Annotated in this window: 31 protein-coding genes; 3 read left to right on the top strand and 28 right to left on the bottom strand. The window is 58.1% G+C overall.

The window, feature by feature from the left end; genetic code table 11:
- Positions 1-468 carry an EF-hand domain-containing protein gene (locus tag AC2TDA_RS02540; RefSeq protein ID WP_480846484.1) on the bottom strand — a complete coding sequence of 156 codons (468 nt, stop codon included), beginning with the start codon at positions 466-468 and terminating at the stop codon, positions 1-3.
- Between the two features lie 223 nt (positions 469-691).
- On the opposite strand from AC2TDA_RS02540, the gene AC2TDA_RS02535 reads away from it, so the two are divergent.
- A complete protein-coding gene (locus AC2TDA_RS02535; RefSeq protein WP_480846483.1) occupies positions 692-1,090 on the top strand; it encodes a DUF983 domain-containing protein in 399 nt (132 codons plus the stop codon).
- A complete protein-coding gene (locus tag AC2TDA_RS02530; protein WP_480878706.1) occupies positions 1,087-1,779 on the top strand; it encodes an NUDIX hydrolase in 693 nt (230 codons plus the stop codon). The genes AC2TDA_RS02535 and AC2TDA_RS02530 overlap by 4 nt, the downstream gene beginning before the upstream one ends.
- Positions 1,780-1,792: 13 nt before the next feature.
- Here AC2TDA_RS02530 and AC2TDA_RS02525 read toward each other — a convergent pair whose 3' ends face one another.
- The 14 genes from AC2TDA_RS02525 to AC2TDA_RS02460 form a co-directional block, all read right to left on the bottom strand.
- Positions 1,793-3,460 carry a ribonuclease J gene (locus tag AC2TDA_RS02525; protein ID WP_480878705.1) on the bottom strand — a complete coding sequence of 556 codons (1,668 nt, stop codon included), beginning with the start codon at positions 3,458-3,460 and terminating at the stop codon, positions 1,793-1,795.
- Positions 3,457-4,236 (bottom strand): type III pantothenate kinase, encoded by a 780-nt coding sequence (locus tag AC2TDA_RS02520; protein ID WP_480846479.1) that lies wholly within the window; start codon positions 4,234-4,236, stop codon positions 3,457-3,459. Before AC2TDA_RS02520 ends, AC2TDA_RS02525 begins: the two co-directional genes overlap by 4 nt.
- Before the next feature lie 11 nt (positions 4,237-4,247).
- Positions 4,248-4,997, bottom strand: a complete 750-nt coding sequence (locus AC2TDA_RS02515) for a biotin--[acetyl-CoA-carboxylase] ligase (protein ID WP_480878963.1) — start codon at positions 4,995-4,997, stop codon at positions 4,248-4,250.
- Positions 4,998-5,051: 54 nt separating this feature from the next.
- Positions 5,052-6,494, bottom strand: a complete 1,443-nt coding sequence (nuoN, locus tag AC2TDA_RS02510) for an NADH-quinone oxidoreductase subunit NuoN (protein ID WP_480846478.1) — start codon at positions 6,492-6,494, stop codon at positions 5,052-5,054.
- A gap of 15 nt (positions 6,495-6,509) precedes the next feature.
- Positions 6,510-8,051: an NADH-quinone oxidoreductase subunit M gene (locus AC2TDA_RS02505; RefSeq protein ID WP_480878704.1), complete on the bottom strand. Its 1,542-nt coding sequence runs from the start codon at positions 8,049-8,051 to the stop codon at positions 6,510-6,512.
- Positions 8,051-10,237, bottom strand: coding sequence for an NADH-quinone oxidoreductase subunit L (gene nuoL, locus AC2TDA_RS02500; protein ID WP_480878703.1), 2,187 nt, complete (start codon positions 10,235-10,237; stop codon positions 8,051-8,053). Before nuoL ends, AC2TDA_RS02505 begins: the two co-directional genes overlap by 1 nt.
- A gap of 6 nt (positions 10,238-10,243) precedes the next feature.
- On the bottom strand, positions 10,244-10,549 hold the full coding sequence (gene nuoK / locus AC2TDA_RS02495) for an NADH-quinone oxidoreductase subunit NuoK (protein ID WP_005984024.1): 306 nt from the start codon (positions 10,547-10,549) through the stop codon (positions 10,244-10,246).
- Between the two features lie 4 nt (positions 10,550-10,553).
- On the bottom strand, positions 10,554-11,156 hold the full coding sequence (locus AC2TDA_RS02490) for an NADH-quinone oxidoreductase subunit J (protein WP_480878702.1): 603 nt from the start codon (positions 11,154-11,156) through the stop codon (positions 10,554-10,556).
- Positions 11,153-11,563: a carboxymuconolactone decarboxylase family protein gene (locus AC2TDA_RS02485; RefSeq protein WP_480846473.1), complete on the bottom strand. Its 411-nt coding sequence runs from the start codon at positions 11,561-11,563 to the stop codon at positions 11,153-11,155. Before AC2TDA_RS02485 ends, AC2TDA_RS02490 begins: the two co-directional genes overlap by 4 nt.
- The gene (gene nuoI / locus AC2TDA_RS02480) at positions 11,560-12,054 is read right to left on the bottom strand and encodes an NADH-quinone oxidoreductase subunit NuoI (RefSeq protein ID WP_480846471.1); all 495 of its coding nucleotides are present in this window, start codon (positions 12,052-12,054) and stop codon (positions 11,560-11,562) included. The genes AC2TDA_RS02485 and nuoI overlap by 4 nt, the downstream gene beginning before the upstream one ends.
- Position 12,055: 1 nt before the next feature.
- Positions 12,056-13,093 carry an NADH-quinone oxidoreductase subunit NuoH gene (gene nuoH / locus AC2TDA_RS02475; protein WP_480846470.1) on the bottom strand — a complete coding sequence of 346 codons (1,038 nt, stop codon included), beginning with the start codon at positions 13,091-13,093 and terminating at the stop codon, positions 12,056-12,058.
- Entirely contained in the window at positions 13,086-13,229 is a 144-nt protein-coding gene (locus AC2TDA_RS02470) for a hypothetical protein (protein ID WP_480896844.1), read from the bottom strand. Before AC2TDA_RS02470 ends, nuoH begins: the two co-directional genes overlap by 8 nt.
- A gap of 71 nt (positions 13,230-13,300) precedes the next feature.
- A complete protein-coding gene (gene nuoG, locus AC2TDA_RS02465; RefSeq protein ID WP_480878700.1) occupies positions 13,301-15,322 on the bottom strand; it encodes an NADH-quinone oxidoreductase subunit NuoG in 2,022 nt (673 codons plus the stop codon).
- A 3-nt stretch (positions 15,323-15,325) separates the two neighbouring features.
- Positions 15,326-15,730 (bottom strand): DUF5333 domain-containing protein, encoded by a 405-nt coding sequence (locus tag AC2TDA_RS02460; protein ID WP_480878699.1) that lies wholly within the window; start codon positions 15,728-15,730, stop codon positions 15,326-15,328.
- Between the two features lie 213 nt (positions 15,731-15,943).
- On the opposite strand from AC2TDA_RS02460, the gene AC2TDA_RS02455 reads away from it, so the two are divergent.
- Complete coding sequence (locus AC2TDA_RS02455; RefSeq protein WP_480878698.1) at positions 15,944-16,222, top strand: hypothetical protein; 279 nt, start codon at positions 15,944-15,946, stop codon at positions 16,220-16,222.
- A 22-nt stretch (positions 16,223-16,244) separates the two neighbouring features.
- Here the strand turns inward: AC2TDA_RS02455 and AC2TDA_RS02450 are convergent, their stop codons facing one another.
- The 13 genes from AC2TDA_RS02450 to AC2TDA_RS02390 all read right to left on the bottom strand — a co-directional run bounded on the left by AC2TDA_RS02450 (position 16,245) and on the right by AC2TDA_RS02390 (position 24,569).
- On the bottom strand, positions 16,245-16,661 hold the full coding sequence (locus AC2TDA_RS02450; RefSeq protein WP_480846466.1) for an MAPEG family protein: 417 nt from the start codon (positions 16,659-16,661) through the stop codon (positions 16,245-16,247).
- 5 nt (positions 16,662-16,666) lie between these two features.
- Positions 16,667-17,965, bottom strand: coding sequence for an NADH-quinone oxidoreductase subunit NuoF (nuoF, locus tag AC2TDA_RS02445; RefSeq protein WP_480878697.1), 1,299 nt, complete (start codon positions 17,963-17,965; stop codon positions 16,667-16,669).
- A gap of 12 nt (positions 17,966-17,977) precedes the next feature.
- Positions 17,978-18,199 (bottom strand): DUF5337 domain-containing protein, encoded by a 222-nt coding sequence (locus AC2TDA_RS02440; RefSeq protein ID WP_480878696.1) that lies wholly within the window; start codon positions 18,197-18,199, stop codon positions 17,978-17,980.
- 32 nt (positions 18,200-18,231) lie between these two features.
- A complete protein-coding gene (gene nuoE / locus AC2TDA_RS02435) occupies positions 18,232-19,332 on the bottom strand; it encodes an NADH-quinone oxidoreductase subunit NuoE (protein WP_480878695.1) in 1,101 nt (366 codons plus the stop codon).
- Complete coding sequence (locus tag AC2TDA_RS02430) at positions 19,332-19,706, bottom strand: hypothetical protein (protein WP_480878694.1); 375 nt, start codon at positions 19,704-19,706, stop codon at positions 19,332-19,334. The genes nuoE and AC2TDA_RS02430 overlap by 1 nt, the downstream gene beginning before the upstream one ends.
- Entirely contained in the window at positions 19,703-20,926 is a 1,224-nt protein-coding gene (locus AC2TDA_RS02425; protein ID WP_480846460.1) for an NADH-quinone oxidoreductase subunit D, read from the bottom strand. The genes AC2TDA_RS02430 and AC2TDA_RS02425 overlap by 4 nt, the downstream gene beginning before the upstream one ends.
- Positions 20,926-21,051, bottom strand: coding sequence for a hypothetical protein (locus AC2TDA_RS02420; protein ID WP_480878693.1), 126 nt, complete (start codon positions 21,049-21,051; stop codon positions 20,926-20,928). The genes AC2TDA_RS02425 and AC2TDA_RS02420 overlap by 1 nt, the downstream gene beginning before the upstream one ends.
- A gap of 1 nt (position 21,052) precedes the next feature.
- Positions 21,053-21,223 (bottom strand): hypothetical protein, encoded by a 171-nt coding sequence (locus AC2TDA_RS02415; protein WP_480846458.1) that lies wholly within the window; start codon positions 21,221-21,223, stop codon positions 21,053-21,055.
- Positions 21,223-21,828 carry an NADH-quinone oxidoreductase subunit C gene (locus AC2TDA_RS02410; protein ID WP_480846457.1) on the bottom strand — a complete coding sequence of 202 codons (606 nt, stop codon included), beginning with the start codon at positions 21,826-21,828 and terminating at the stop codon, positions 21,223-21,225. Before AC2TDA_RS02410 ends, AC2TDA_RS02415 begins: the two co-directional genes overlap by 1 nt.
- Positions 21,829-21,839: 11 nt before the next feature.
- A complete protein-coding gene (locus AC2TDA_RS02405; protein WP_010442777.1) occupies positions 21,840-22,373 on the bottom strand; it encodes a NuoB/complex I 20 kDa subunit family protein in 534 nt (177 codons plus the stop codon).
- Positions 22,364-22,729 carry an NADH-quinone oxidoreductase subunit A gene (locus AC2TDA_RS02400; RefSeq protein ID WP_480846456.1) on the bottom strand — a complete coding sequence of 122 codons (366 nt, stop codon included), beginning with the start codon at positions 22,727-22,729 and terminating at the stop codon, positions 22,364-22,366. Before AC2TDA_RS02400 ends, AC2TDA_RS02405 begins: the two co-directional genes overlap by 10 nt.
- 193 nt (positions 22,730-22,922) lie before the next feature.
- Entirely contained in the window at positions 22,923-23,705 is a 783-nt protein-coding gene (locus AC2TDA_RS02395; protein ID WP_480878692.1) for a crotonase/enoyl-CoA hydratase family protein, read from the bottom strand.
- Between the two features lie 9 nt (positions 23,706-23,714).
- Positions 23,715-24,569: a hydroxymethylglutaryl-CoA lyase gene (locus AC2TDA_RS02390; RefSeq protein WP_480878691.1), complete on the bottom strand. Its 855-nt coding sequence runs from the start codon at positions 24,567-24,569 to the stop codon at positions 23,715-23,717.

Here is a 24,569-nt window from a genome sequence, read left to right as displayed (position 1 = left end):
TCAGTTGCTGTCAGTGTTCGATTTCCCATGCCGCTTGTGCTTGCGCCCCATCCGGTCCTTTGCATCCGCATATTCCTGTTCCGAGATCGACCCGTTTCCATCGGCGTCGATACGTTCAAACATCTTGGACATCTTACGCGGTTTGGGCAATTCATCATCGCTCAGAAACCCATCCTGATTGGCGTCATATTTTTCAAACATCGCAGCAACGCGCTCATTGGCCCTGGCCTGTGCAGCCGCCTGCATTTCATCAAGGCTCAGCTGCCCGTCGCCATCCTTGTCAGCAGAGGTAAACTTTGCTTGACGGTGGGCCGTGATCTCAGCCTCGGTCACCTGGCCGTCACCATTTGCATCAAGTTCCTGAAAGGTGGCAGGTTCGCGATCTTTGGGGCCTTTGGCCAGAACAGACGTGCCGGTCACTGCGACAGCAGTCAGGACAATAGCCGAGATAAAAGTTGCATTTTTCATTACAAAGTTCCCTTGATTTAGCGGCTCTGTGCCGCTGCTGATACTTCTTAAAACGGGGCTCCAACGGAATTCCGTCGCAGGTATTCAATTTTTCTTGCCCTACTTTCGAAATAGATCTGAATCCTGTTATGGTCCTGCCAAGACGCCGCAAAGCGACGCACCCCCTTTCCCAGAGGGTCGGTCAACCGCTATACCGGCCAGATCTGAACGCGCGAGTATCCAAATGACAGATCAGACCATCGACACCGCCCTTGAGGACGAGCGTCCGACAAAACCTGCGATCCTCCGCGGGTTTCGGTGCAAATGCCCCAACTGCGGCGAAGGCAAGCTGTTGCACAGCTACCTCAAAGTGAATGACGAATGCGCCAATTGCGGGCAGGAGTTGTTTCACCACCGAGCAGATGATGGCCCGGCTTACCTGACCATTCTGATTGTCGGGCACCTTCTGGCGCCGGCTCTGCATGTTTCTTATGTGAATTGGCGACCGGACCCCTGGACCATGGCAATTGGGTTCTCTGTGGGGTGCGTGGCCCTGTCGCTGTTTCTGTTGCCCCGCCTGAAAGGCGTCGTCGTGGCCTACCAATGGGCGCGCCGTATGCACGGGTTTGGCAAAGCCGCATGACCGTCGACAAGACCGCAATTCGTAATGCCGCGACGGTGATCGTTCTGCGAGATCGGCTTGACGACCCGTCGATCCTGATGGGCCAGCGCGGAGCTGCTGCGGCTTTCATGCCGAACAAGTTTGTATTCCCTGGCGGCGCAGTAGATGCCACCGACGCCGAAATTCCTTTGGCAGCCCCTTTGCCGGATGTCTGCTTTGAACGATTGTCCGATCGGGCCGATCCCGGCCTGGAGAACGCGCTGGCGGTCGCGGCAATTCGCGAATTATGGGAGGAAACGGGCCTGATCCTCGGACAGCCAGGACGTTGGGATGGCGCGGCGCCAGAGGATTGGCAGAGCTTTTCTGCGATGGGTTTCGTACCTTCGGCAAACGCTCTGCAATTTGTTTTTCGCGCCCTGACACCCCCCGGACGTCCGCGTCGTTTTGATGCGCGGTTCTTTCTGGTCGATGCGGACGCAGTACAGGGCGATCTGGATGACTTCACTCACGCTTCGGACGAGCTGTCCCATCTGCAGTGGGTGAAAATCCGCGAGGCGCGTAATTTCGATCTGCCCTTTATCACCGAAGTGGTTCTGGCCGAGATCGCCGCCCGCGCGACTGAACATGAACCGCCACAGAGCGTGCCCTTCTTCCTCAACAATGAAGAAGCAAGCCTGTTCCTGCGGCTAAAGGGATTCCCGATGCCGTAGGAAGGTTAAGTCATTACCGCATCCGGCTGATCACTGCGGTGACTTCGGGTTTCTTGCCCAGCTCGACTTTGACGCTTTGCCGCACAATCCGGCGCAGAGCCTCTTCCAGCTTGTCGTCGTCGCGCAACGTCTTCGCGTCGGCGCGCATCAGAAACTGATTCAGATCTTCTTCCAGAATATCAACGATGGACGCACGGGAACCGCCCAGTTCCGGCAGGCCGATCGTATCGCACCAGGGTTCACCCAGCGGTTCGTCTTCCTCGTCCAGTATGACCGTGACCGTAACGTGGCCATTCAGCGCCATGCGAATACGGTCCCGGACAACGCCGTCCAGCGCACCTATCTGGACGGTTCCATCCAGATAGGTCCGTCCCGTTTCAACATAATCAACGACTGTCGGCGCGTTACCCGTCAGATCCAGCATGGTTCCATTCACAGCGAGGATACCAGTGCGCCCGCCAGCCTCGGCCAGCTTGGCGTGCTCGCGCAGGTGCCGGTGTTCACCGTGCATCGGGACAACCATCTGTGGATCGATCAGCGCATGGACCCTCTCAAGATCCGGTCGGTTGGCGTGACCCGAGACGTGATAGAGGCCCGAGCTGTCATCGACAACATCCACACCCTTTTCACTCAGTTGGTTCATGATGCGGATCACGCCGCGCTCGTTGCCGGGAATGGTTTTGGAGGAGAACAGGAACAAGTCGCCCTCTTTTGCCTCAAGCCCCCTATATTTACCGCGGGCAAGCTGCGCACTTGCTGCGCGGCGCTCACCCTGACTGCCGGTGACAATCAGCATCAGGCTATGGCGCGGTGCATCCACGGCCTCTTCCGCGCTGATCACGCGGGGGAAATCTGTCAGGATACCCGTCTCACTCGCGGCTTCGATCATCCGTCGCATGGCGCGACCCAGCAACACGACCGATCGCCCTGCCCGTTGTCCGGCCTCGGCCAGTGTTTTTACCCGCGCCACGTTTGAGGCAAATGTGGTCGCGATCACCATGCCGGTGGCTTCCTGCACCAGTTTCGTAATCTCAGGTCCGACTTCGGATTCCGATCGACCCGGGTGGGTCGAGAACACATTAGTGCTATCACAAACCAGCGCTTTGACACCGGGTTTCGCGACCTCGGCCCAAAGGTCAGGATCAAACGGTTCGCCGACCAACGGCTCGGCATCCAGCTTGAAATCGCCCGTATGCATGACACGGCCCGCAGGCGTATCAATGACCAAACCCGCGCTTTCAGGAATTGAATGTGAAACGGGCAGGAAACTAATGGTAAACGGCCCCGCCTTGACCTGCTCGGGCCAGGCCGAAGCCGTCCGCACTGCCTCGGTCGGGTGGCCGTGTTCCTCCATCTTCCGACGGGCGATGTTGGCCGTGAAAGCGCGGGCATAGATCGGTGCACCCAGCGATTGGTAGCAATGTGCGACCGCTCCGACATGGTCTTCGTGCGCGTGCGTGACAAAGATCGCCTCAAGCTGATCAGCACGTTCCTTCAACCAGGTGATATCGGCAAAGATCAAATCAACACCGGGAGAGCTGTCCATATCCGGGAATGCGACCCCGAGATCGACCAGAATCAGCCGTTCCTCGCCCGGTTTTCCGTAGCCATAGACATAGGCGTTCATGCCTATTTCACCTGCACCGCCAAGCGGCAGGTAGATTAGTCGTTCATTGCTCATGTTGAGCCATTTTCCTTGTTATAGCGATGGATCACGGTCAGTCCGTGCATCGTCAGATCGTCTTCAAACGCGTCGAACAGATCAGCGGCCTGCTGAAACAGCGGCGCCAATCCCCCCGTCGAAATTACTTTCATCGGCACCCCGGATTCGCCCTTAATACGGTCGCAAATCTCTCGCACAAGGCCGACATAGCCCCAGAACACACCGGATTGCATGCATTCGACCGTGTTGGTGCCTATCACTTTTTGTGGTTTCGAGATGTCGACATGCGGAAGCGCCGCCGCCGCCAGGTGCAGCGCCTCAAGGCTCAGGTTCACGCCCGGCGCAATCACACCGCCCACATAGGCACCGTCATGCGCCACCACATCAAATGTTGTGGCAGTACCAAAATCCACGACGATCAGATCTCCGCCAAATCGATCGAACGCGCCAGCGGTGTTTACCAGCCGGTCCGGTCCCACCTGAGTTCCCTCATCCACGCGTGGTTTGAACGGAAGCAGAGTTTCGGGTTTGCCCACGACAAGCGGGCGACAGCCAAAGAACCTGTCTGCAAATACTCGCAGATTGAACACCACCCGCGGCACCGTAGACGAGATGATCACGTCAGTGATGTCTGCCTCGATCCCGTAATGCTTCACCAACGTCGAATACCAGGTAAAATAGGCGTCCGCCGTCCGGGAATGATGGGTTGAGGTGCGTAGCGTGCACAGAAATTGCTCGCCATCCCAGATTGAGAAAACGGTATTGGTATTGCCGCAATCAATCGCCAGAAGCATCTGCGCCTCCTTCAGAAATACACATCCGCCGCTGGTATACTGACGCGGCCTTTTGCGGTGTTTAGGACAAGGTTACCGCTCGCGTCCACCGTTTCGAAGGTGCCCACCGTCTCCGACGCGGCGGCACGAGCGGTGATAACCTCTCCCAACCGGGCTGCGCGAGACAACCAGGCGGTTCGGATGGGCTCGAAACCATAGGTGGTAAACTGCGTTTCATACCGGGCATAAGCCGCAGCCAGCTCGGTCAGAAAATCCTCGGCAGTTACATGGGAGCCGGTTTCTGACAGTAGGGACACGGGCCTGACAGAACCGGGTTCAACAGTATCGGCGCCGGGTGCTTCGGTCAGATTGACGCCAATGCCGATAGCCAGATGTGAGACGCCTCGCCCCTGACCGGTGCTTTCAAGCAGAATTCCGGCCAGCTTGCCACCGTTCAGCAAAACGTCGTTCGGCCATTTCAAGGACAATCCCGCCGCCCGACCAGTAACCGCTATACAGGCGTCAAACAAAGCCAGAGCAGCCACAAAGCTGCGCAGTGCGGCCTGCTCCGGGTCCCCTTCGGGTCGCATCAACAAGGTAGCCGCAAGGTTGCCTTTGGGATTGACCCACGCCCTGCCCCGTCGCCCACGCGCCGACGTTTGATGATGCGCCATGATCCACACCGGACCGGTGGCTGTGGGCGCAATCCGTGCGGCTTCGCTAAGGGTACTGTCAACTTCCTGCAAGACGTGCAAGCCGTATCCCGATGGCCAATCGCTCATGTCAAAAAGGCCCGGTCGCGCGACCGAGCCTCCCTTTTCTGCAAACATTCAAGATCAGTTGACAAGCGTCGTCGCCGCGGCCGCGGCCGCGCCTTCGATACCGAACTGATAGAATACACCGATCAACATCAGCGCTGCCGATCCCATCAATGCGCCCCACAGAACAGGCGATGACCGGGTTTCGATCGGGTCTTCGTTCTCGGCCCCGAAATACATGTAGAACACGATCCGCAAATAGTAGAACGCGCCGATGGCCGAGGCGATAGCCGATACAACGACCAATCCGGTCAGACCCGCATCCACACCAGCTTGCCAGACGCCGAATTTGGCGAAAAAGCCCATCATCGGCGGAACACCAGCCAAGCTGAACATCAGGATCAGAAGGGCCAGAGCTTTGCCTGGGTCGCGTTTCGAATACTGCCGCAGGGCGTCGATATCCGTCACAGGCTTGCCGTCGCGCTCCATCATCAGGATGAAAGCGAAGGTGCCGATATTCATGGTCACGTAGATCGCGAGGTACATCAGCATCGCCTTGACGCCCATTTCCGTACCTGCCGCCAGACCAATCAGCGCATAGCCCATATGGGCAATCGACGAAAATGCCATCAGTCGCTTAATGTCGCGCTGTCCAATGGCCGCAACCGCGCCCAATAGCATCGACAGGACCGAAAGCAGGACGATCACCTGTTGCCAGTCTTTGACAACACCGCCAAAGGCGTCATGCAGCACACGGGCGAACAGTGCCATCGCCGCCACTTTGGGAGCGGTGGCAAAGAATGCGGTGATTGGTGTGGGCGATCCCTCGTACACGTCAGGCGTCCACATATGGAACGGTACGGCGGATACTTTGAATGCCAGTCCCGAGATCAGGAAGACCAGACCAAACAGCAAACCAATCGAGATGTCGTCCTGGTGCACTGTCTGGATGATGCCTGAGAACAGCGTGGTTCCGGTAAAGCCGTAAACCAGCGACGCACCGTATAACAGCAGTCCCGAACTGAGCGCACCCAGAACGAAGTACTTCAGGCCCGCTTCGGTCGATTTCGCGCTGTCTCGGCGCAATGCGGCTACCACGTAAAGGGACAGAGATTGCAGTTCCAAGCCCATGTACAGTGACATCAAATCGCCTGCACTGACCATCATCATCATACCGACAACTGCCAGCGCCACGAGCAGCGGGTATTCAAAACGCAGCAGACCACGGCGCGCCATGTATTCCTGGCTCATGAGCAGAACGGCGGCCGCAGACAACAGGACCGCAACTTTGGAAAACCGTGCAAAACCGTCATCCACGAACATGCCGTTGAACGCCACGTTTGTGCCGTCGCCATTTGTTGCGATCCAGATCGCAAGCAGTGCCATCAGCCCCGCAGTTGCCCAAACCAAAACAGGCGCCAACCCGTCTTTGGTGGTGTAGACAGCCCCGATCAGCGCCGCCATCGCATAGATTGCCAGAACGATTTCCGGCAGGATTACAATCAGATCAGCCTGGATCATGTCTCCAAAGCTCCCTTAATGCGAGGCGACCTGGGTCGCGGCCTCAGCCGCGGCCAGAGCCGTGTCGTAGTTCGAAATCAGCGCCGCAGTCGAGTTCCCGATCACATCGGTCACCAGCGACGGGTAGACGCCCAGCAGAATGGTCATCACGATCAGCGGTGCGAAGATCAGCCGCTCACGTGAGCTCATGTCAGTAATGGCTTTCAGGCTTTCCTTGATCAGGTCGCCAAAGACAACTCGGCGGTACAGCCACAAAGCGTAGCCTGCTGAGAATATCACGCCGGTCGCGGCCACGGCCGTTACCCACGTGTTGACCTGGAACGCGCCCATTAGGGTCAGGAATTCTCCGATGAACCCGGATGTGCCCGGCAGGCCGACGTTGGCCATGGTGAACAGCATGAAGACCAGCGCATAGGCAGGCATTCGGATGACCAGACCGCCATACGCCTCGATATCGCGAGTATGCATCCGGTCGTAGATCACGCCAACGCATAGGAAGAGCGCTGCAGAGATAAACCCGTGGCTGAGCATCTGGAAGATGGCGCCGTCAATACCCTGCTGGTTCGCAGCAAAGATTCCCATGGTCACAAAGCCCATATGCGCGACCGAGGAATAGGCGATCAGCTTTTTCATGTCTTCCTGCACCAGCGCCACCAGTGAGGTGTAGACCACCGCAATCGCGGACATCCACAGCACCAGATCGGTCATCACCGCCGAGCCCACCGGGAACATCGGCAGCGAGAAGCGCAGGAAGCCATAGCCCCCCATTTTCAGCAGGATCGCCGCCAGAACAACTGAACCTGCAGTCGGCGCCTGCACGTGCGCATCCGGCAACCACGTGTGCACGGGCCACATCGGCATCTTCACCGCGAATGAGGCGAAGAACGCCAGGAACATCAGCGTCTGCATGCCCCCGACGATATAGATGCCCAGAACGCTAAACCCTTCCGACGAGAACTGATGGCTCATCAGCGCTTCGATATCCGTGGTTCCCGCGTCCGCATACATCGCGACCATCGCCACTAGCATCAGCACCGAGCCGAGGAAGGTGTAGAGGAAGAACTTGAAGCTGGCGTAGATGCGATCTTTGCCACCCCAGATGCCGATGATCAGGAACATCGGGATCAGACCGGCCTCGAAGAACAGGTAGAACAGCACCAGATCCAGCGCCATGAACACGCCCAGCATCAGCGTTTCCAGCAGAAGGAAGGCGATCATGTACTCTTTGACGCGGTCGGTGACCTGCCAGCTGGCCAGAATTGTCAGCGGCATGATGAAGGTGGTCAGAAGAACGAATAGAACGCTGATGCCGTCCACGCCCATCTTGTATTTCAGGCCCATCAGCCACTCGCCCTCTTCCACCATCTGGAAGCCGGTGTTTGAGGGGTCAAAGCCTGTATAGATGCCGATCGAGACCAGAAAGGTCACGGTCGTCGCAACCAGCGCCACCCATTTGGCGTTACGCTGAGCGGCTACGTCCTCGCCATGCAAGAACAGGGCCAGGATGCCTGCTGCGATGGCGGGGATGAAGGTGACAATAGATAGGATATTGTCCATTAGTGTGCGCCTCCGCCGATCGACATCCAGGTGATCAGGGCTGCGATGCCCAGAACCATCCAGAAGGCGTAAGTAAAGATGTAGCCCGTCTGCGCCTTGCCTGCGAGGCGGGTGAAGAAGGGTACGACGCCCATGGCAACACCGTTCAGGAAGCCGTCAATGGTACCGCCATCTCCGCGTTTCCACAGGAAGCGGCCCAGTGCCAAGGTCGGTTTGACAAAGATCGCATCGTAGATTTCGTCAAAATACCACTTGTTCTTGAGGAACAGGTACAGCGGGCGCTGGTTCTCGGCCAGCCGTGCCGGCAGCGAGGTGTTCACGATGTAGAACCAGTAGGCGACGATAAAGCCCAGCAGCATCGCCACGAACGGTGAAACCTTGACCCATTTCGGAGCCGCGTGCGCGTCATCGAGCACATGGTTGTCCGGCGCTATGTACAAGGCGCCCTCACCAGGCTGACCTGCAAAGACATAATGGTGCTCGCCACCGCTTACGGTTTCTTCACCGTGAGACGCGGTTTCAGCGTGCCCATCGTCAGCAGAAGCTGTCTCGCCATGCCCGTCATCAGCATGAGCAGTGTCTGCTTGCGCTGTCTCCTCACTATGACCTGTGTCAGCCGTTGCGTGTTCGCCCGCCTCGGCATGAGCCGATGCCTCAGCCATCGGAATGCCGTAGAACTTGCCCACCTTGTCGGCATGGCCAAAGAAGTTGCTGTACCAGATCATACCCGAGAAGATCGCACCCAGCGACAGAACTCCCAGCGGCACCAGCATGGACATCGGGCTTTCATGGGCATGTTCGTGCGTATGCTTGTCGCCCCGCTCCTCACCATAGAAGGTCAGGAAGATCAGGCGCCAGCTGTAGAACGAAGTGAACATCGCCGCGATCACCAGCATCCAGAACGCATACCCGGTTCCGCCCGCATAGGCGCTTTCGATGATCGCATCCTTGGACAGGAAGCCGGCAAAGCCGAAGGTGGTCAGCGGGATACCGACGCCGGTAATGGCCAACGTACCGATCATCATCGCCCAGAAGGTATACGGGATCTTCTTACGCAATCCGCCATATTCCGTCATCTCCTGCTCATGATGCATCGCGTGGATCACCGAACCGGCTCCAAGGAACAACAACGCTTTGAAGAACGCGTGCGTCAGCAGGTGGAACATCGCGGCAGAGTACATACCGACGCCAGCCGCGACGAACATGTACCCCAGCTGAGAACAGGTTGAATAGGCGATGACACGTTTAATGTCGGTCTGGACCAGACCCACGGTTGCGGCAAAGAACGCCGTCGACGCGCCAAGGAAGGTGATGAACCCAGTCGCACCAGGTGCGAACTCCATCAGCGGCGACATGCGGCAGACCAGGAAGACACCCGCGGTCACCATGGTCGCGGCGTGGATCAGGGCCGACACAGGTGTCGGGCCTTCCATCGCGTCCGGAAGCCACGTATGCAGGATCAATTGCGCCGATTTGCCCATCGCACCGATAAACAGCAGCACACAGATTACTTCGATCGCGGTCCACTCACCCCACAGGAAGGTCAGCTGCGTCTCGGCCAATGTCGGGGCCGATGCGAAAATGTCCGAGAGGTTGATGCTGTCCGTCAGGAAAAACAGCGCGAAGATGCCCAAGGCGAAACCAAAGTCACCCACACGGTTGACAACGAAGGCTTTGATCGCTGCGGCATTTGCAGACGGTTTACGGTAATAGAACCCGATCAGCAGGTAGGATGCGACGCCCACGCCTTCCCAGCCAAAGAACATCTGAACCAGATTGTCCGCTGTCACCAGCATCAGCATAGCGAAGGTAAAGAAGGACAGATAGGCAAAGAAACGTGGCTTATAGCTCTCGCCTTCGCGCCATTGCGGGTCGTGATCCATGTAACCGAAGCTATAGAGGTGCACGAGCGCCGAGACTGTCGTCACCACGATCAGCATGATCGCAGTTAGCCGATCCAGTCGGATGGCCCAGCTTGTTGACAGCGAACCGCTCTCGATCCAGCGCATGATCTCGATCTGCTCGGTGTTACCGTCAAAGGTGAAGAACACGATCCAGCTGAGAAGACAGGCTAGAAACAGCAGGCCCGTGGCAGTCCACATGGCGGCCTTCTCGCCAATGAATCTCCAACCGAACCCGCAGAGCAGCGCGCCCACCAGCGGGGCAAAGAGGATGGTGGTTTCCATATTCTCTTAACCCTTCATCATATTGACGTCTTCAACCGCGATGGTGCCACGGTTGCGGAAGAAGCAGACCAGAATGGCCAGACCAATCGCAGCTTCGGCCGCCGCCACGGTCAGCACGAACAGCGTAAACACCTGCCCGACCAGATCGCCGAGAAAGCTGGAGAACGCCACAAGGTTGATATTCACCGCCAGTAGCATCAACTCGATGCTCATCAGCAGGATGATGACGTTCTTGCGGTTCAGGAAGAGACCGAAGATGCCGATGACGAACAGCGTCGCCGCGACCGTAAGATAGTGTTCAAGTCCGATCATCGTCTCAAAGTCCCTGCCCCGGTTTAACGTCCTTCAGCTCCATCGCCTCGGCCGGGTCGCGCATCATCTGGCCGACGATGTCCTGACGCTTGATGTCCTTGCGATGGCGCAAGGTCAGCACGATGGCGCCGATCATGGCGACCAGCAGGATCAGGCCCGCCAGTTGGAACAGAAGGAAGTATTGATCATAAAGAATGACGCCGAGCGCCTCGGTGTTGTGGCGGTCAACCGGGACCGGCTGCGCCAGATTGGCCGCGGCACCTTGCGCGCTGTCCCATGCGCCAAAGGCCATGACAAACTGCATCAGGATCACCAGACCGATCAGCAAGGCCAGCGGCATATAGCGCGCCATCTCGGCCTTGAGCTCGGCAAAGTCCACGTCCAGCATCATCACCACGAACAGGAACAGAACCGCGACCGCGCCGACATAGACGATGATCAACAGCATCGCCACGAATTCAGCGCCCAGCAGCACGAACAGCCCCGCCGAGGACAGGAAGGACAGGATCAGCCACAGCACCGAATGCACCGGCTGGCGGCTGATCACCGTGAACAGCCCGCCGGTGATGGCGCTGATGGCAAACAGATAGAAGGCAAAGACGGTCATTGATCCTCATCCTCGTTGTCGCCCATGGCCTCTTGCGCCAGTTCCAGCGCGCGGGTCATGGCCGGGATGCCGGCAAAGACCGACATCTGACCGATCGTTTCCACGATCTCTTGTTTCTTGGCCCCCGCCTCAACGGCGTGGCGCACGGTCTGGCGTACGGCGGAATCAGCCTGCGCGCCCTGACAGGTCAGCCCGGCCAGCGTCAGCAGCAGTCGGGTTTTGGCATCCAGCCCGTCTTTGTTGACGGTGTTGCCGAACATCATTTCCATGACCTCTTTGGGCATGGTCGGCCACAACGCCTCGAACCCCTTGGGCGAGAAATTCTCGAGCCCGGGGTTCATTGCCTTGGCCATCTCCTGTGCCTGCTGGAGCATCTGCTCAAATGGATTTTTGGGAGTATCGCTCATCTGTACGGTGCGTCCATTTCCAGGTTACGAGCGATCTCAGCTTCCCAGCGTTCGCCGTTGTCGAGCAGTTTTTCTTTGTCGTAGAACAGCTCTTCCCGGGTTTCCGTGGCGAATTCGAAGTTCGGACCTTCGACAATGGCATCAACCGGGCAAGCCTCCTGACAGAAGCCGCAATAGATGCACTTGGTCATATCGATGTCATAGCGCGTTGTACGGCGGCTACCATCTTCGCGCGGTTCGGCGTCAATGGTGATGGCTTGCGCCGGGCACACCGCTTCGCAGAGTTTACAGGCGATGCAGCGTTCTTCACCGTTGGGATAACGACGCAGCGCGTGTTCACCCCGGAACCGCGGCGACAGCGGACCCTTTTCGTGCGGATAGTTGATGGTGGCCTTGGGGGCAAAGAAATATTTCAGCCCCAGCTTCATGCCGACCCAGAAGTCTTGCAGCAGGAAGTATTTGGCCGCACGGGTATAATCGATATTTGCCATATCAGCCTCCTACGCTCCAACGGGCGAAGATGCCCCAGAACCATTCGAATTTCGCCGCGAAGGCTACGAACACCACCCAGGCCAGCGAGAAGGGCAGAAACACTTTCCAACCCAGCCGCATCAGCTGGTCATAGCGGTAACGGGGGGTGATTGCCTTGACCATTGCGAAGATGAAGAAGAAGAAGGTCATCTTGCCGACCATCCACAGCACGCCGTCAGGCAGGCCCGGAATGGGTGACAGCCAGCCGCCGAAGAACAACAGCGTGGTCAGAGCGCACATCAGGAAAATTGCAATGTATTCGCCCGCCATGAACAGCAGGAACATGGTCGCGGAGTATTCCACCTGATAGCCGGCTACCAGCTCCGATTCCGCCTCGGGCAGGTCGAACGGCGGGCGGTTGGTTTCGGCCAGCGCCGAAATGAAGAACAGGAAAACCATCGGGAAATGCGGCAGCCAGTACCAGCCGAAGAAGCCGTATCCGGTGTCCTGAGCACCTACAATAGCACCGAAATTCATCGACCCGGTCGAGATGATGACACCGATGATGATCAGACCGATGGAAACCTCGTATGAGATCATCTGAGCGGCGGAGCGCAGTGAGCCAAGGAAAGGGTACTTCGAGTTCGACGCCCAACCGCCCATAATCACGCCATAAACTTCCAATGACGAGACAGCGAAAACATACAGCACCGCAACGTTCAGATCGGACAGCACCCAGCCATCGTTGAACGGGATAACTGCCCAGGCGATCAGCGACAGAACAAAACTGGTCATCGGGGCCAGAATGAACACGGCCCGGTCAGCCCCTGCGGGAATGACCACTTCCTTGACCACATATTTCAGCGCATCCGCCACCGATTGCAAAATGCCGTAGACGCCCACGACGTTGGGGCCACGGCGCATCTGGACAGCCGCCCAGATTTTGCGGTCGCCATAGACAAGGAACAACAGCGAGATCATCACGAAGGCCACAACTGCAAGCACTTGTGCCAGGATGATGATCGCTATTCCGCCTGGGGTGTTAAAGAATTCAGCCATTGGTCCTCACACCGTGGGTATTCCGTTTTCCGCGTGCGTTGCGAAGGCCTTGTGCCTGCGCGAACTGCGGCTGGGTCGGCGCGTTGGTGTAAACAGCATCCGCTGCCAATACGCCACCCTTTTTGTTCAGTTTCATAAGCAATTCACCAACTGCGGCACCGACTGATCCGGCGCGCATACTGCTGTGCGATATGAAACAGGTTTGATTCATTCTGCCGCGATCTTTTCGGCTTTGCGGGCCTGGGCCTGCGCCGAAAGCTCGGCCATCAGTTGCGATGCACGGGCAATCGGGTTGGTCAGATAGAAGTCCTTGATCGCGTAGCAGAAGGATGCTTTGCCCAGTAACGCGGCCTGCAAGGGCTGCACCTCGTTCTCAGTCACGTCGCCGATGCGTGCCAGATGAGGCACCGCCTCGATCAGTGCCGTCCGAAGCTGCGCCAGTGAGTCGAAGGGAAGTGTTGCGCCCAATTCGGCCGACAACGCCCGCAGGATCGCCCAATTCTCCTTGGCCTCTCCCGGAGCAAACCCAGCCCGCATCGCAAGTTGCGGGCGACCTTCGGTATTCACGAACAACCCGTTTTCTTCGGTATAGGCCGCGCCCGGCAGGATCACGTCAGCGCGGTGTGCCCCCCGATCACCGTGGCTGCCCTGATAGATTACAAAGGCTCCGTCACCGATTTCGACTTCGTCCGCGCCCAGATTGTAGATCACGTCAGCCGCGCTGACCGCTTCCATGCCGCCTTCGTTGGTAGCATCGACATCCATCGCACCAACGCGTGAAGCTGCGGTGTGCAGAACGATCAGGCCACTTTCGGTATTTGCTGCAATCGCCTGCGCGGCAGCCAGAACAGCCGCGCCGTCGGCCTCTTGCAGAGCGCCCTGCCCGATGATGACCAGCGAGCGCTTGCCTTTGATCTCATCATCGCCGCCCATGTCGACGACGCTTTGCAACGCTGCGCGGTCATCACCGACATGATGGTAGGTATACGTCAAATCAACGGCGGGCCCGACTAGAGCCACCTCGGCCCCCTGGTTCCAGGCCTTGCGGATGCGGGCGTTGAGGACCGGCGCTTCGTCGCGCGGGTTGGTCCCGATCAGAAGAATGCGTTCAGCCGCATCGATATCTTCGATCGCGGCCGTCCCCACATATGCTCCGCGATTGCCCGCAGGCAGTTTCGAACCATCAGTGCGGCATTCCACGACACCGCCCTGCCCTTCGATCATTTGTTTCAGAGCAAAGGCTGCCTCGACCGGGGCAAGATCGCCCACGATCCCTGCAGGCTTTTCGGCCCCTTTCAACGCTTCGGCCGCTTTGGTCAGCGCCTCGGGCCATGTGGCCGGACGCAGTTTGCCGTTTTCGCGCACATATGGCCGGTCCAACCGCTGACGACGCAGACCGTCCCAAACAAACCGGGTTTTGTCGCTGATCCATTCCTCGTTCACGCCGTCATGGTTGCGTGGCAGAAAACGCATAACTTCGCGCCCCTTGGTGTCCACGCGGATGTTGGAACCCAAGGCATCCATAACATCGATGGACTCTGTCTTGGTCAGTTCCCACGGGCGAGCAGTAAAGGCATAGGGCTTGGACGTAAGCGCGCCGACCGGGCACAAGTCGATGATATTTCCCTGCATGTTCGAGTCGAGCGTCTGATTTAGATACGAGGTGATCTCGGCATCCTCGCCGCGCCCGGTCTGGCCCATCTGGCTGATCCCCGCGACCTCGGTGGTGAAGCGCACACAGCGGGTGCATGAGATGCAGCGGGTCATCGCGGTCGACACAAGCGGGCCGAGGTTCAGGTCGTCCACCGCGCGCTTGGCCTCTTTGAACCGGGTGCCCGACAGACCATAGGCCATCGCCTGATCCTGCAGGTCGCACTCACCGCCCTGATCGCAGATCGGGCAATCGAGCGGGTGGTTGATGAGCATAAACTCCATCACCCCTTCACGGGCCTTCTTGACCATGGGCGAGTTCGTCTTGACCACCGGCGCCTGCCCTTCCGGACCGGGGCGCAGATCACGTACCTGCATCGCACACGAAGCCGCCGGCTTCGGCGGGCCGCCTACGACCTCGACCAGGCACATCCGGCAGTTCCCGGCAATCGACAGACGCTCGTGATAGCAGAAACGCGGCACTTCGACCCCAGCCTCTTCACAGGCCTGGATCAGGGTCATCGCGCCATCGACTTCGATTTCCTGTCCGTCGATATTGACTTTGCGGAGGTCAGACATCGTCTAGTTCGCCCTCAAATACACGCCAATGGCGCTGTTTCTTTCGATCTCTGCCCGACCCAGCGTGCAGAATGTTTCAGGATTTTCGTAGGTTACGCCGTGCTGTGCCAGATAAGTCTTACCCTTTGCGCGCATCCGATCCTTCTCGGCGTCCGATTCCACGTAAGCCCGGATCTCCTTGTCCGAATAGCCCAGATCGTTCGCTTTGGAACGTAATCCCCACATCACCCCAATCGCCTTCATTCGACGCCCGCTGATCGACGAGCAGTACTTTGAAATCTCGTTTGCGATGGCGATGTAATAGAGTTCGTTGTCGATCTCTTTGACATTCCTCAAGGGCGGCTTCGCCTCAGCGGCGGCGGGCACCATTAACACTGCGGCTAACGCGAGCGTTTTTACAGCAGACATCGGCTTTCCTTTCGTCTTGGATTCCTCAAGACGAGCCGCGACCGGGCTGTTATTCAATAGCAGCCTACCAGCCAAACGTTGATATGCGGAAACACGGTTCATGGCCGACGACAGGTTCCTGCAAATAACAGTTTGTCATCTTCAATCCGCAGGTTTTGAGGTTCGGTGTCAGGCCCAACCGACCACGCGATACGGGACGAGCCGAAATTTTGAATGCAGAATTTTGTCCCTTCGTATCGGCCAGCTTCGCGTGCACCGTCCAAGGATGCCGATACGCCGCTCACCGTTACCCGAAACTCAGCAGGCGTTGCCCGCTTGTCCACAGCCTTGGCACTGGCGCGAAAAGACTTGCCATCAAACAGGACTCGATCACTGGATGGCGCGGAGCCACAGGCCGAAACTAGCGAGACAACGGCAGCTGCACCGACCAACGTCACTCGCTTAGCCGCAATCATGCCCTTTAACGACGTACAAAGACGCGAAGAGAGTTGAGATTGAACGTTCACTCTCATCATCAGAAAGCCGCCACCAATGCCATCAGCCCAAGGACCAGCATGCAAGCCCAGCCAACCACATAGAAAATCGAGCGCAGCCCGCTGTGCGGAGCACCAAGTCCACGCAAATGGATCACCAGCATGACGATGCGCGCTACCAGTGCAATGGATGCCAACAAGTTTACCCAGAGCGGGCTGGCTCCCAGCAGAATGGCGGCCAAAGTCACTGTCAGGAACGCAGGCAGCGTTTCCGTGCCGTTCAGATAGGCGCGGTTGAGACGATACGCCTTTTCCGAATAATCCTGATCCGGAGTCGCCCCCGGTGCCAGACCTTTACCTTGCTTCGCCAGCGCCGAGAATGGCGACAGAAACAGAACGATCAGTGTAAAGACCACCAGCGAGGCGATTGCATGTGAATAGTCGGCGTAGACTTCCATTGGGTTTACTCCGCTGCCATTGCACCCATACGGCCCGACTTCTGGGCCTTGATGCGATCTTCGATTTCTTCCCGGAAATTACGGATCAGGCCCTGGATCGGCCATGCGGCGGCATCGCCGAGGGCGCAGATCGTGTGACCTTCGACCTGTTTGGTTACATCGAACAGCATGTCGATTTCTTCCGGCTCGGCCTCGCCACGGACAAGACGGTCCATCACGCGCATCATCCAGCCGGTGCCTTCACGACAGGGCGTGCACTGACCGCAGCTTTCATGCTTGTAGAACTTGGACAAACGCCAGATCGCCTTGATGATGTCCGTGGACTTGTCCATCACGATCACTGCTGCCGTTCCCAGGCCTGATCCCAAATCGTTGCGCAGATAATCGAAATCCATAATCGCATCGCGCATGTTCTCACCGCGTACGCAAGGCACCGAGGACCCACCTGGGATTACCGCCAGCAGATTGTCCCAACCACCGCGAATGCCACCGCAATGGGTTTCGATCAGCTCTTCGAACGAGATGGACATCGCCTCTTCGACGACGCAGGGGTTGTTCACATGGCCTGAGATCGCAAACAGCTTGGTACCCGCGTTGTTTTGGCGACCAAAGCCCGCGAACCAATCCGCGCCCCGGCGTAGGATGGTTGGAACCACGGCAATCGATTCCACATTGTTCACCGTGGTCGGGCAGCCATACAGCCCCGCGCCTGCCGGGAAAGGTGGCTTCATGCGCGGCATGCCCTTCTTGCCCTCAAGGCTTTCGATCAGGGCGGTTTCCTCACCGCATATATAAGCCCCTGCCCCGTGATGCAGGAACAGGTCGAAATCCCAGCCCGAGCCAGCGGCATTCTTACCCAGCAGACCGGCGTCATAGGCTTCGTCAATCGCAGCCTGCAGCGCCTCACGTTCGCGGATGTACTCGCCGCGCAGGTAGATGTAGCAGGTATGCGCATTCATCGCGAAAGACGCGATCAGACAACCTTCGATCAGCGTATGCGGATCGTGGCGCATGATCTCGCGGTCTTTACAGGTGCCGGGCTCGGATTCATCCGCGTTCACAACCAGATAAGCCGGGCGACCGTCACTTTCCTTGGGCATAAAAGACCATTTCAAGCCCGTCGGGAATCCCGCGCCGCCGCGACCGCGCAGACCTGAGTCTTTCATGGTCTGGATGATCCAGTCACGCCCGTTGCCGATCAGGCCAGCGGTGCCGTCCCAATGCCCGCGGGCCTGCGCGCCTTTCAGCGTGCGCTCGTGCATCCCGTAGATGTTGGTAAAGATCCGGTCCTGATCCTTCAGCATCGCGTGTTACCTTCAGCTGTCCTGACGCATGCGCCAGAGTTGAAATATGTTGACGCCCGCATAGATGAATCCTGCCAGAGCGGCAAAATCAAACAGCAGCGCATAGCGCCCCGGCATCCCTAGCGCGGGGCCGATGAATAACGTCATGGCAAGCCACAGCAGCATGGTCACGGCGATGACCACCCCGATATGTCGGCCCTTTCGGGCTATGGCCAGTTCCTTGTCGTTATCCATCTCACCTAGATGCCCCGGATGGGCATCGCGTCTTAATCTTCGTAAGTGCCGTCTTCCTTGGCACGTTTGGCGAATTCGGTTTCCTCACCCGCCGCCAGTTTGGCCGCCTGTTCGATCCAGCCGTCACGTTCGATTCGACCTTTGAACTTCAGCCGCGCATCGACCCAAGCCACCTGTTCCGGTGTCCACTTTGCGATCTGGTCATAGTGATAGAAGCCCAGCTCGTTCAGCGTCTGTTCCAGCTTCGGACCCACACCTTTCAGCAGCTTGAGGTCATCCGCCTTGCCGTCCCGTGCCGCGGTCAGTATTTCCGGCTGATCTTCCTTGACGGCCTTGGCCTCTTCTGCCTGCTTCACTGCAGGTTTCGCTGGTGCAGGAGCTTTCGGAGGCTTCGGAGCCGCCTTGGTCGCAGCTGCCTTGCCGTCTTTGCCCAGCCAAGGGGTCAGGATCGGAACTTCAGTTCCGTCGATACGTTTAACCGTGTCGCCCAGGTCGGTCGCGAGTTCGACACTCGCATTGTACTGAGGTTTGCCTGCTTCATGCTCAGCCAGACTGCTCAGCCCTTTCAGAGGCTCGGCTGCATAACGCCCGTTCTGTGGACCCGGGGTCGGCACTTTGCCTGCCGTCAGATCATCAAGGATCTTTCCAAAGCTCTCGGCCGTCAGATCCTCGTAATAGTCCTTGCCGATCTGCGCCATCGGCGCGTTGGTACAGGACCCGAGGCATTCGACCTCTTCCCAGCTCAGCTTGCCATCAGCGGACAGTTCGTGCGGTTTGGCAGCGATCTTTTCTTTGCAAACCGCAATCAGATCCTCGGCGCCGCAGATCATACAAGAGGTCGTACCGCAGACCTGAATATGCGCCACGGAACCAACCGGTTGCAGCTGGAACATAAAGTAGAATGACGCTACTTCCAGCACGCGGATATAGGCCATACCCAGCATGTCAGCGACGGATTCAATCGCCGGACGGCTCAGCCAGCCCTCCTGCTCCTGCGCGCGCCACAGCAGCGGTATGACCGCGCTGGCCTGACGCCCCTCGGGGTATTTAGTGATCTGCGCTTCGGCCCATTGCTGGTTGGCAGCTGTGAAGGCAAAGCTTTCGGGTTGTTCGGGGTGCAGACGGCGGAGCATTATTCGGTCGGCCCTTCGAGTTTGATTTCAGCTTTACGAGTTGAATTCAGTGTGCATTCGGTGCCCAGATTATGGCGAGCAACGCCCTTAACAGAAATGCTGACCGAATACTCAAAATCCGAAAGTACCTGAGCAAGTGAGCGCTCAGCATAGCTCAGTCGACTTTTGCAGAACTCAATTTTTGCTTCTGGCGAGTCTGCATCATAGAGCGCGGCGGAACCTTCTTCAGTATAGCCATCTAACAGTTCTTGAATATAAATCGCGCCTTCGGAAGTGTCCCCCGCACTCCCGTCTGCCGACAACACCCAACCGTTTTGAGCGAAGCTCGCGCTGGCCGCGAGTACAAAGCCAACTGAAAGTAGATAAGGTGTCACCGATCAATCTCCCCAAACACAACGTCCATCGTGCCGATGATGGCGGCGACGTCGGCCAGTTGGTGGCCCCCGGCCACGTGGTCCATGGCTTGCAGGTGCAGGAAACCGGGTGCGCGCAGTTTGGCGCGGTAGGGTTTGTTGGTGCCGTCGGCGACCAGATAGACGCCGAACTCTCCCTTGGGAGCCTCGACGGCGGCATAAACCTCGCCTGCGGGGACGTGGAAGCCTTCGGTGTACAGCTTGAAGTGATGGATCAGGCTCTCCATCGACGTCTTCATGTCCGAACGTTTCGGCGGGGTGATCTTGCCGCGTGCCAGAACGTCGCCGGGACAGTCGCGAATCTTGGCGATGGCCTGACGGATGATCAGCAATGACTGGCGCATCTCTTCCATACGGACGAGGTAGCGATCATAGCAGTCGCCGTTCTTGCCGACGGGGATCTGGAACTCGAACTCGTCATAGCATTCGTACGGCTGCGCACGGCGCAAATCCCATGCGAGGCCAGAACCGCGCACCATCACGCCCGAGAACCCGTATTTCTGGATGTCTTCTTCGGTCACGACACCGATATCAGCGTTGCGCTGTTTGAAGATGCGGTTTTCGGTCAGCAGACCGTCGATATCGTCGAGCACATTCGGGAATTCGTGGCTCCACGCCTCGATATCGTCCAGCAGTTCGGGCGGCAGGTCCTGATGCACGCCGCCGGGGCGGAAATAGGCCGCGTGCAGGCGGGCGCCACAGGCGCGCTCATAGAACACCATCAGCTTTTCGCGCTCTTCAAAGCCCCAAAGCGGCGGGGTCAGAGCACCCACGTCCATCGCCTGCGTGGTCACGTTCAGCAGGTGGTTCAGGATGCGCCCGATCTCGGAATACAGCACCCGGATCAGCGATCCCCGGCGCGGCACCTCGACCCCGGTCAGCTTTTCGATGGCCAGACACCAGGCATGTTCCTGGTTCATCGGCGCAACGTAATCGAGACGGTCGAAATATGGCAAGTTCTGCAGATACGTCCGGCTTTCCATCAGCTTTTCAGTACCGCGGTGCAGCAGGCCGATATGCGGATCACAACGCTCGACAATCTCACCGTCCAACTCGAGAACCAGACGCAAAACCCCGTGCGCCGCAGGGTGCTGCGGGCCGAAGTTGATGTTAAAGTTGCGGATCTTCTGTTCTCCGCTCAGCGCGTCCGTGCTGCCGTCGTCGTATCTTGAGCCGTCCATCAACGCCCTCGTTTGTTCTTTTTCGCCTCAGCCCGAACCCGGACCTTTTCGGCTTCGGCCGCTTTCGCAGCAGCCCCCGCAAGCAAGACGCCCAGTGCGCCTAAAACGATTAATTCACCCATCATGTCAGCGTCGCTCCAACTCTTGCAGCTTCATTGCCATGATCCAGGCCAAAATCGGCACACCAATCGGCACGATACATGCAAGCGCCCAATACTTGTTTATGCCGAAATGAGGTAGCAGCTTCAGCATCGGAATGGTCGTCAGTGCACAGATCAGCCAAAACAGCGTGCCCATCAATCGCTCTCCTGTTTTTCATCCCCCGGCAGAATGTAGTTCGCACCTTCCCATGGGGACATGAAATCAAATTGACGATACTCCTGCACCAGGCTGACGGGCTCGTAGACTACGCGCTTTTGCGCCTCGTCATAACGGACCTCGGTATAACCCGTTGTCGGGAAGTCCTTGCGCAGCGGATAGCCGCGGAAGCCATAGTCGGTCAGGATGCGCCGCAGGTCCGGGTGACCCGAGAACAGGATGCCAAACATGTCGAACACCTCGCGCTCGAACCAGTTCGCCGAGGGGTGAACGTCGACGATCGAGGGCACCATGTCTTCCTCGCGGATCGAAACCCGCAGGCGAATGCGCTGGTTCTGGTACATCGACAGGAAGTGATAGACAACATCGAACCGCTTGGCGCGTTCGGGATAGTCAACGCCTGTGATGTCCACTAGCGATGAGAACTTGCAGCTTTGGTCGGTTTTAAGGAATTCGACGAATTCCACCAGATTCGACGGAGCCACATCCACGTTCAGCTCGCCATGGGTCACATCCCATGACAGCACGCAATCGGCTCGTTTGAGTTCCAGCTGTGCGCCAAGTTCTTTGAGTGCTTCGCTCATCAACTCTCTCCTCAGCGCACGATGGTGCCGGTGCGGCGGATTTTGCGCTGCAGCTGCATCAGGCCGTACAGCAGCGCCTCAGCCGTCGGAGGGCAGCCCGGAACGTAAATGTCCACAGGCACGACGCGGTCACAGCCGCGCACAACGGAATAGGAATAGTGATAGTAGCCGCCACCATTGGCACAGGAGCCCATCGAGATCACGTAGCGCGGCTCGGGCATCTGGTCGTAGACCTTGCGCAGCGCCGGGGCCATCTTGTTGGTAAGGGTGCCAGCAACGATCATCACGTCGGATTGGCGCGGGGACGCGCGCGGCGCGATCCCGAACCGTTCGGCATCGTAACGCGGCATCGAAGTATGCATCATCTCAACCGCGCAGCAGGCCAGACCAAAAGTCATCCAGTGCAGCGAGCCTGTACGAGCCCAGTTGATAATGTCTTCTGTCGAAGTCAGCAGGAACCCTTTGTCCTGCAGCTCGGCATTCAGGGCCTGGGTGGCGACTTCCTTGTCGACGCCGGCAGTGTTTGCACCCGTCATCACTCCCATTCCAGGGCCCCTTTCTTCCACTCATAGGCAAAGCCGATGGTCAGCACTGCCAGGAACACCATCATGGACCAGAAACCAACATCGCTGATGTCCTTGAAGCCAACGGCCCACGGGAACAGGAAGGCAATTTCCAGATCGAAGATGATGAAGAGAATCGAAACCAGATAGAATCGGACGTCGAATTTCATCCGCGCATCATCGAACGCGTTGAACCCGCATTCATAAGCGCTGACCTTTTCGGGGTCGGGATTGCGGACGGCAAGCACCACAGCCGCTAGAATCAAGACGATTCCAAGGCCTATAGCAACGGCCAGAAACACCAGGATCGGGAGATATTCCCGCAACAGGTCTTCCACGAATAGCTCCTTTCCTGCGCATGCCCCGGATGGGTGCGCCGTCAATTGGCGTGTTGACTGGACATTCTCTATCCGTGTGGGGTCAGAGGGTCAACCGAACAGAAACGCGCAGGGGACTAATTCTGAGCTTGCCATTGATTGTTGATAATCCGCAGTTTCCGCGAATCCCTAGCCAAGAAAATAAGCGTTAAACCTAACTATTCCATGCAGGTTTTCGTTTGTCGAAGAAAGCTGTGATTCCCTCTTGCGCCTCATCCGTTTTCCAGCGGTCCACAAGCGCCCGGATCGTGTGGTCGATCACTTCGTCGTCAATGCGCGGTCCCAGTGCCTGCACAAGTTGCTTGGCAGAGGCCACGGCGCCGGGGGCACAGGACAGATAGGGCAGAATTTCAGCTTCAACCGCACTGTCCAGATCCGACGCGGGAACCACCTGCGCCAGAAGCCCTAGATCTACCGCCTCGTGGGCATCAAACAGGCGCGCAGACATAAACACCCTTCGTGCACGCGCTTCACCCATGCGAGCAATGACGTAAGGACCAATCGTCGCCGGGATCAGCCCCAGCCGCGTTTCTGTCAGGCCCATTTTCAGAGTATCGACACCCACTGCCACGTCGCAGACCGAGGCGAGCCCTACTCCACCGCCAAAGGCATTGCCTTGCAGCGCTCCGATCAGAGGTTTGGGCAGTGTGTTCAGCGCGTTCAGCATCTCGGCCAGTTTGCGCGCCTCAACAAAGCGTGTGGCCGGATCAGCGGCCATCTGATCCTGCATCCATCCCAGATCGCCGCCTGCGCAAAAGCTTTTACCGGTGCTGGTCAACACGACCACGCGCACAGCGTCGTTTTCGGCCAACTGAATGGCAGCCTGTGTCAACTCGGCAATCATCAGCGCTGACATCGCGTTGTGCTTTTCCGGACGGTTCAACATCAGCGTCGCTACACCGCGCGCGTCGGTGGTCAATGAGATCGTTTCGAACATACCTGCCCCTCAGTCTTGACGCATGGCCCGCGCCATCTGCGCGGCCTCTTCCAGAACTGCCGCATCCAGCCCTGTCTGATACCCCAACCGCTCCAAATGTGCGGCAACGGTCTCGGTCGCGACGTTACCAGAGGCGCCGGGGGCATAAGGGCATCCGCCCAATCCACCCACCGCCGCATCGAATACCCGCACGCCCAGCGCCAATGCCGCGTCAATATTGTCGATGGCTCGGCCGTTGGTGTCGTGAAAATGCCCGGCAAGCCGGGTCATCGGCATCCGTTCTCTTACGGCCAACAGCATATGCACCACTTTGTCAGGCGTGCCTTGTCCGATCGTGTCGCCCAGCGATACTTCATAACACCCCAGCGAAAACAGCCTGTCGGCCACCTCGGCCACCTTCTCAGGCGCGGTTGGTCCGTCATACGGACAATCAGTGACGCAGGAAACGTAGCCCCGAACCGGCAAATCAATGTGCCGGGCAGCCTCCAGGATAGGGACGAACCGGTCGATGGATTCAGCGATGCTCGCGTTGATATTGGCCTTGGAAAACCCTTCGGACGCTGACGCGAATACCGCGATTTCATCCGCTCTGGCCGCAAGCGCGTCCTCATATCCCCGCATGTTGGGCGTCAGTGCGGCATATCGCACGCCCTCTGCACGAGAGATACCTGCCAACACTTCGGCACTGCCGGCCATCTGCGGCACCCATTTGGGAGACACGAAACTTGCGACTTCGATCCGGTTGAAGCCAGCGCGGCTGAGACAGTCCACAAGCGCCACTTTCTCGGCCACCGGGATTTCATGCTGTTCGTTCTGCAATCCGTCGCGCGGACCAACTTCGAAAATCTCGACCCGTTCATCCAT

The organism is Ruegeria sp. HKCCD6426, assembly GCF_057221115.1.
Note: the sequence above shows the minus strand (reverse complement) of the source record. Positions and strands in the feature narration are given on the sequence as shown.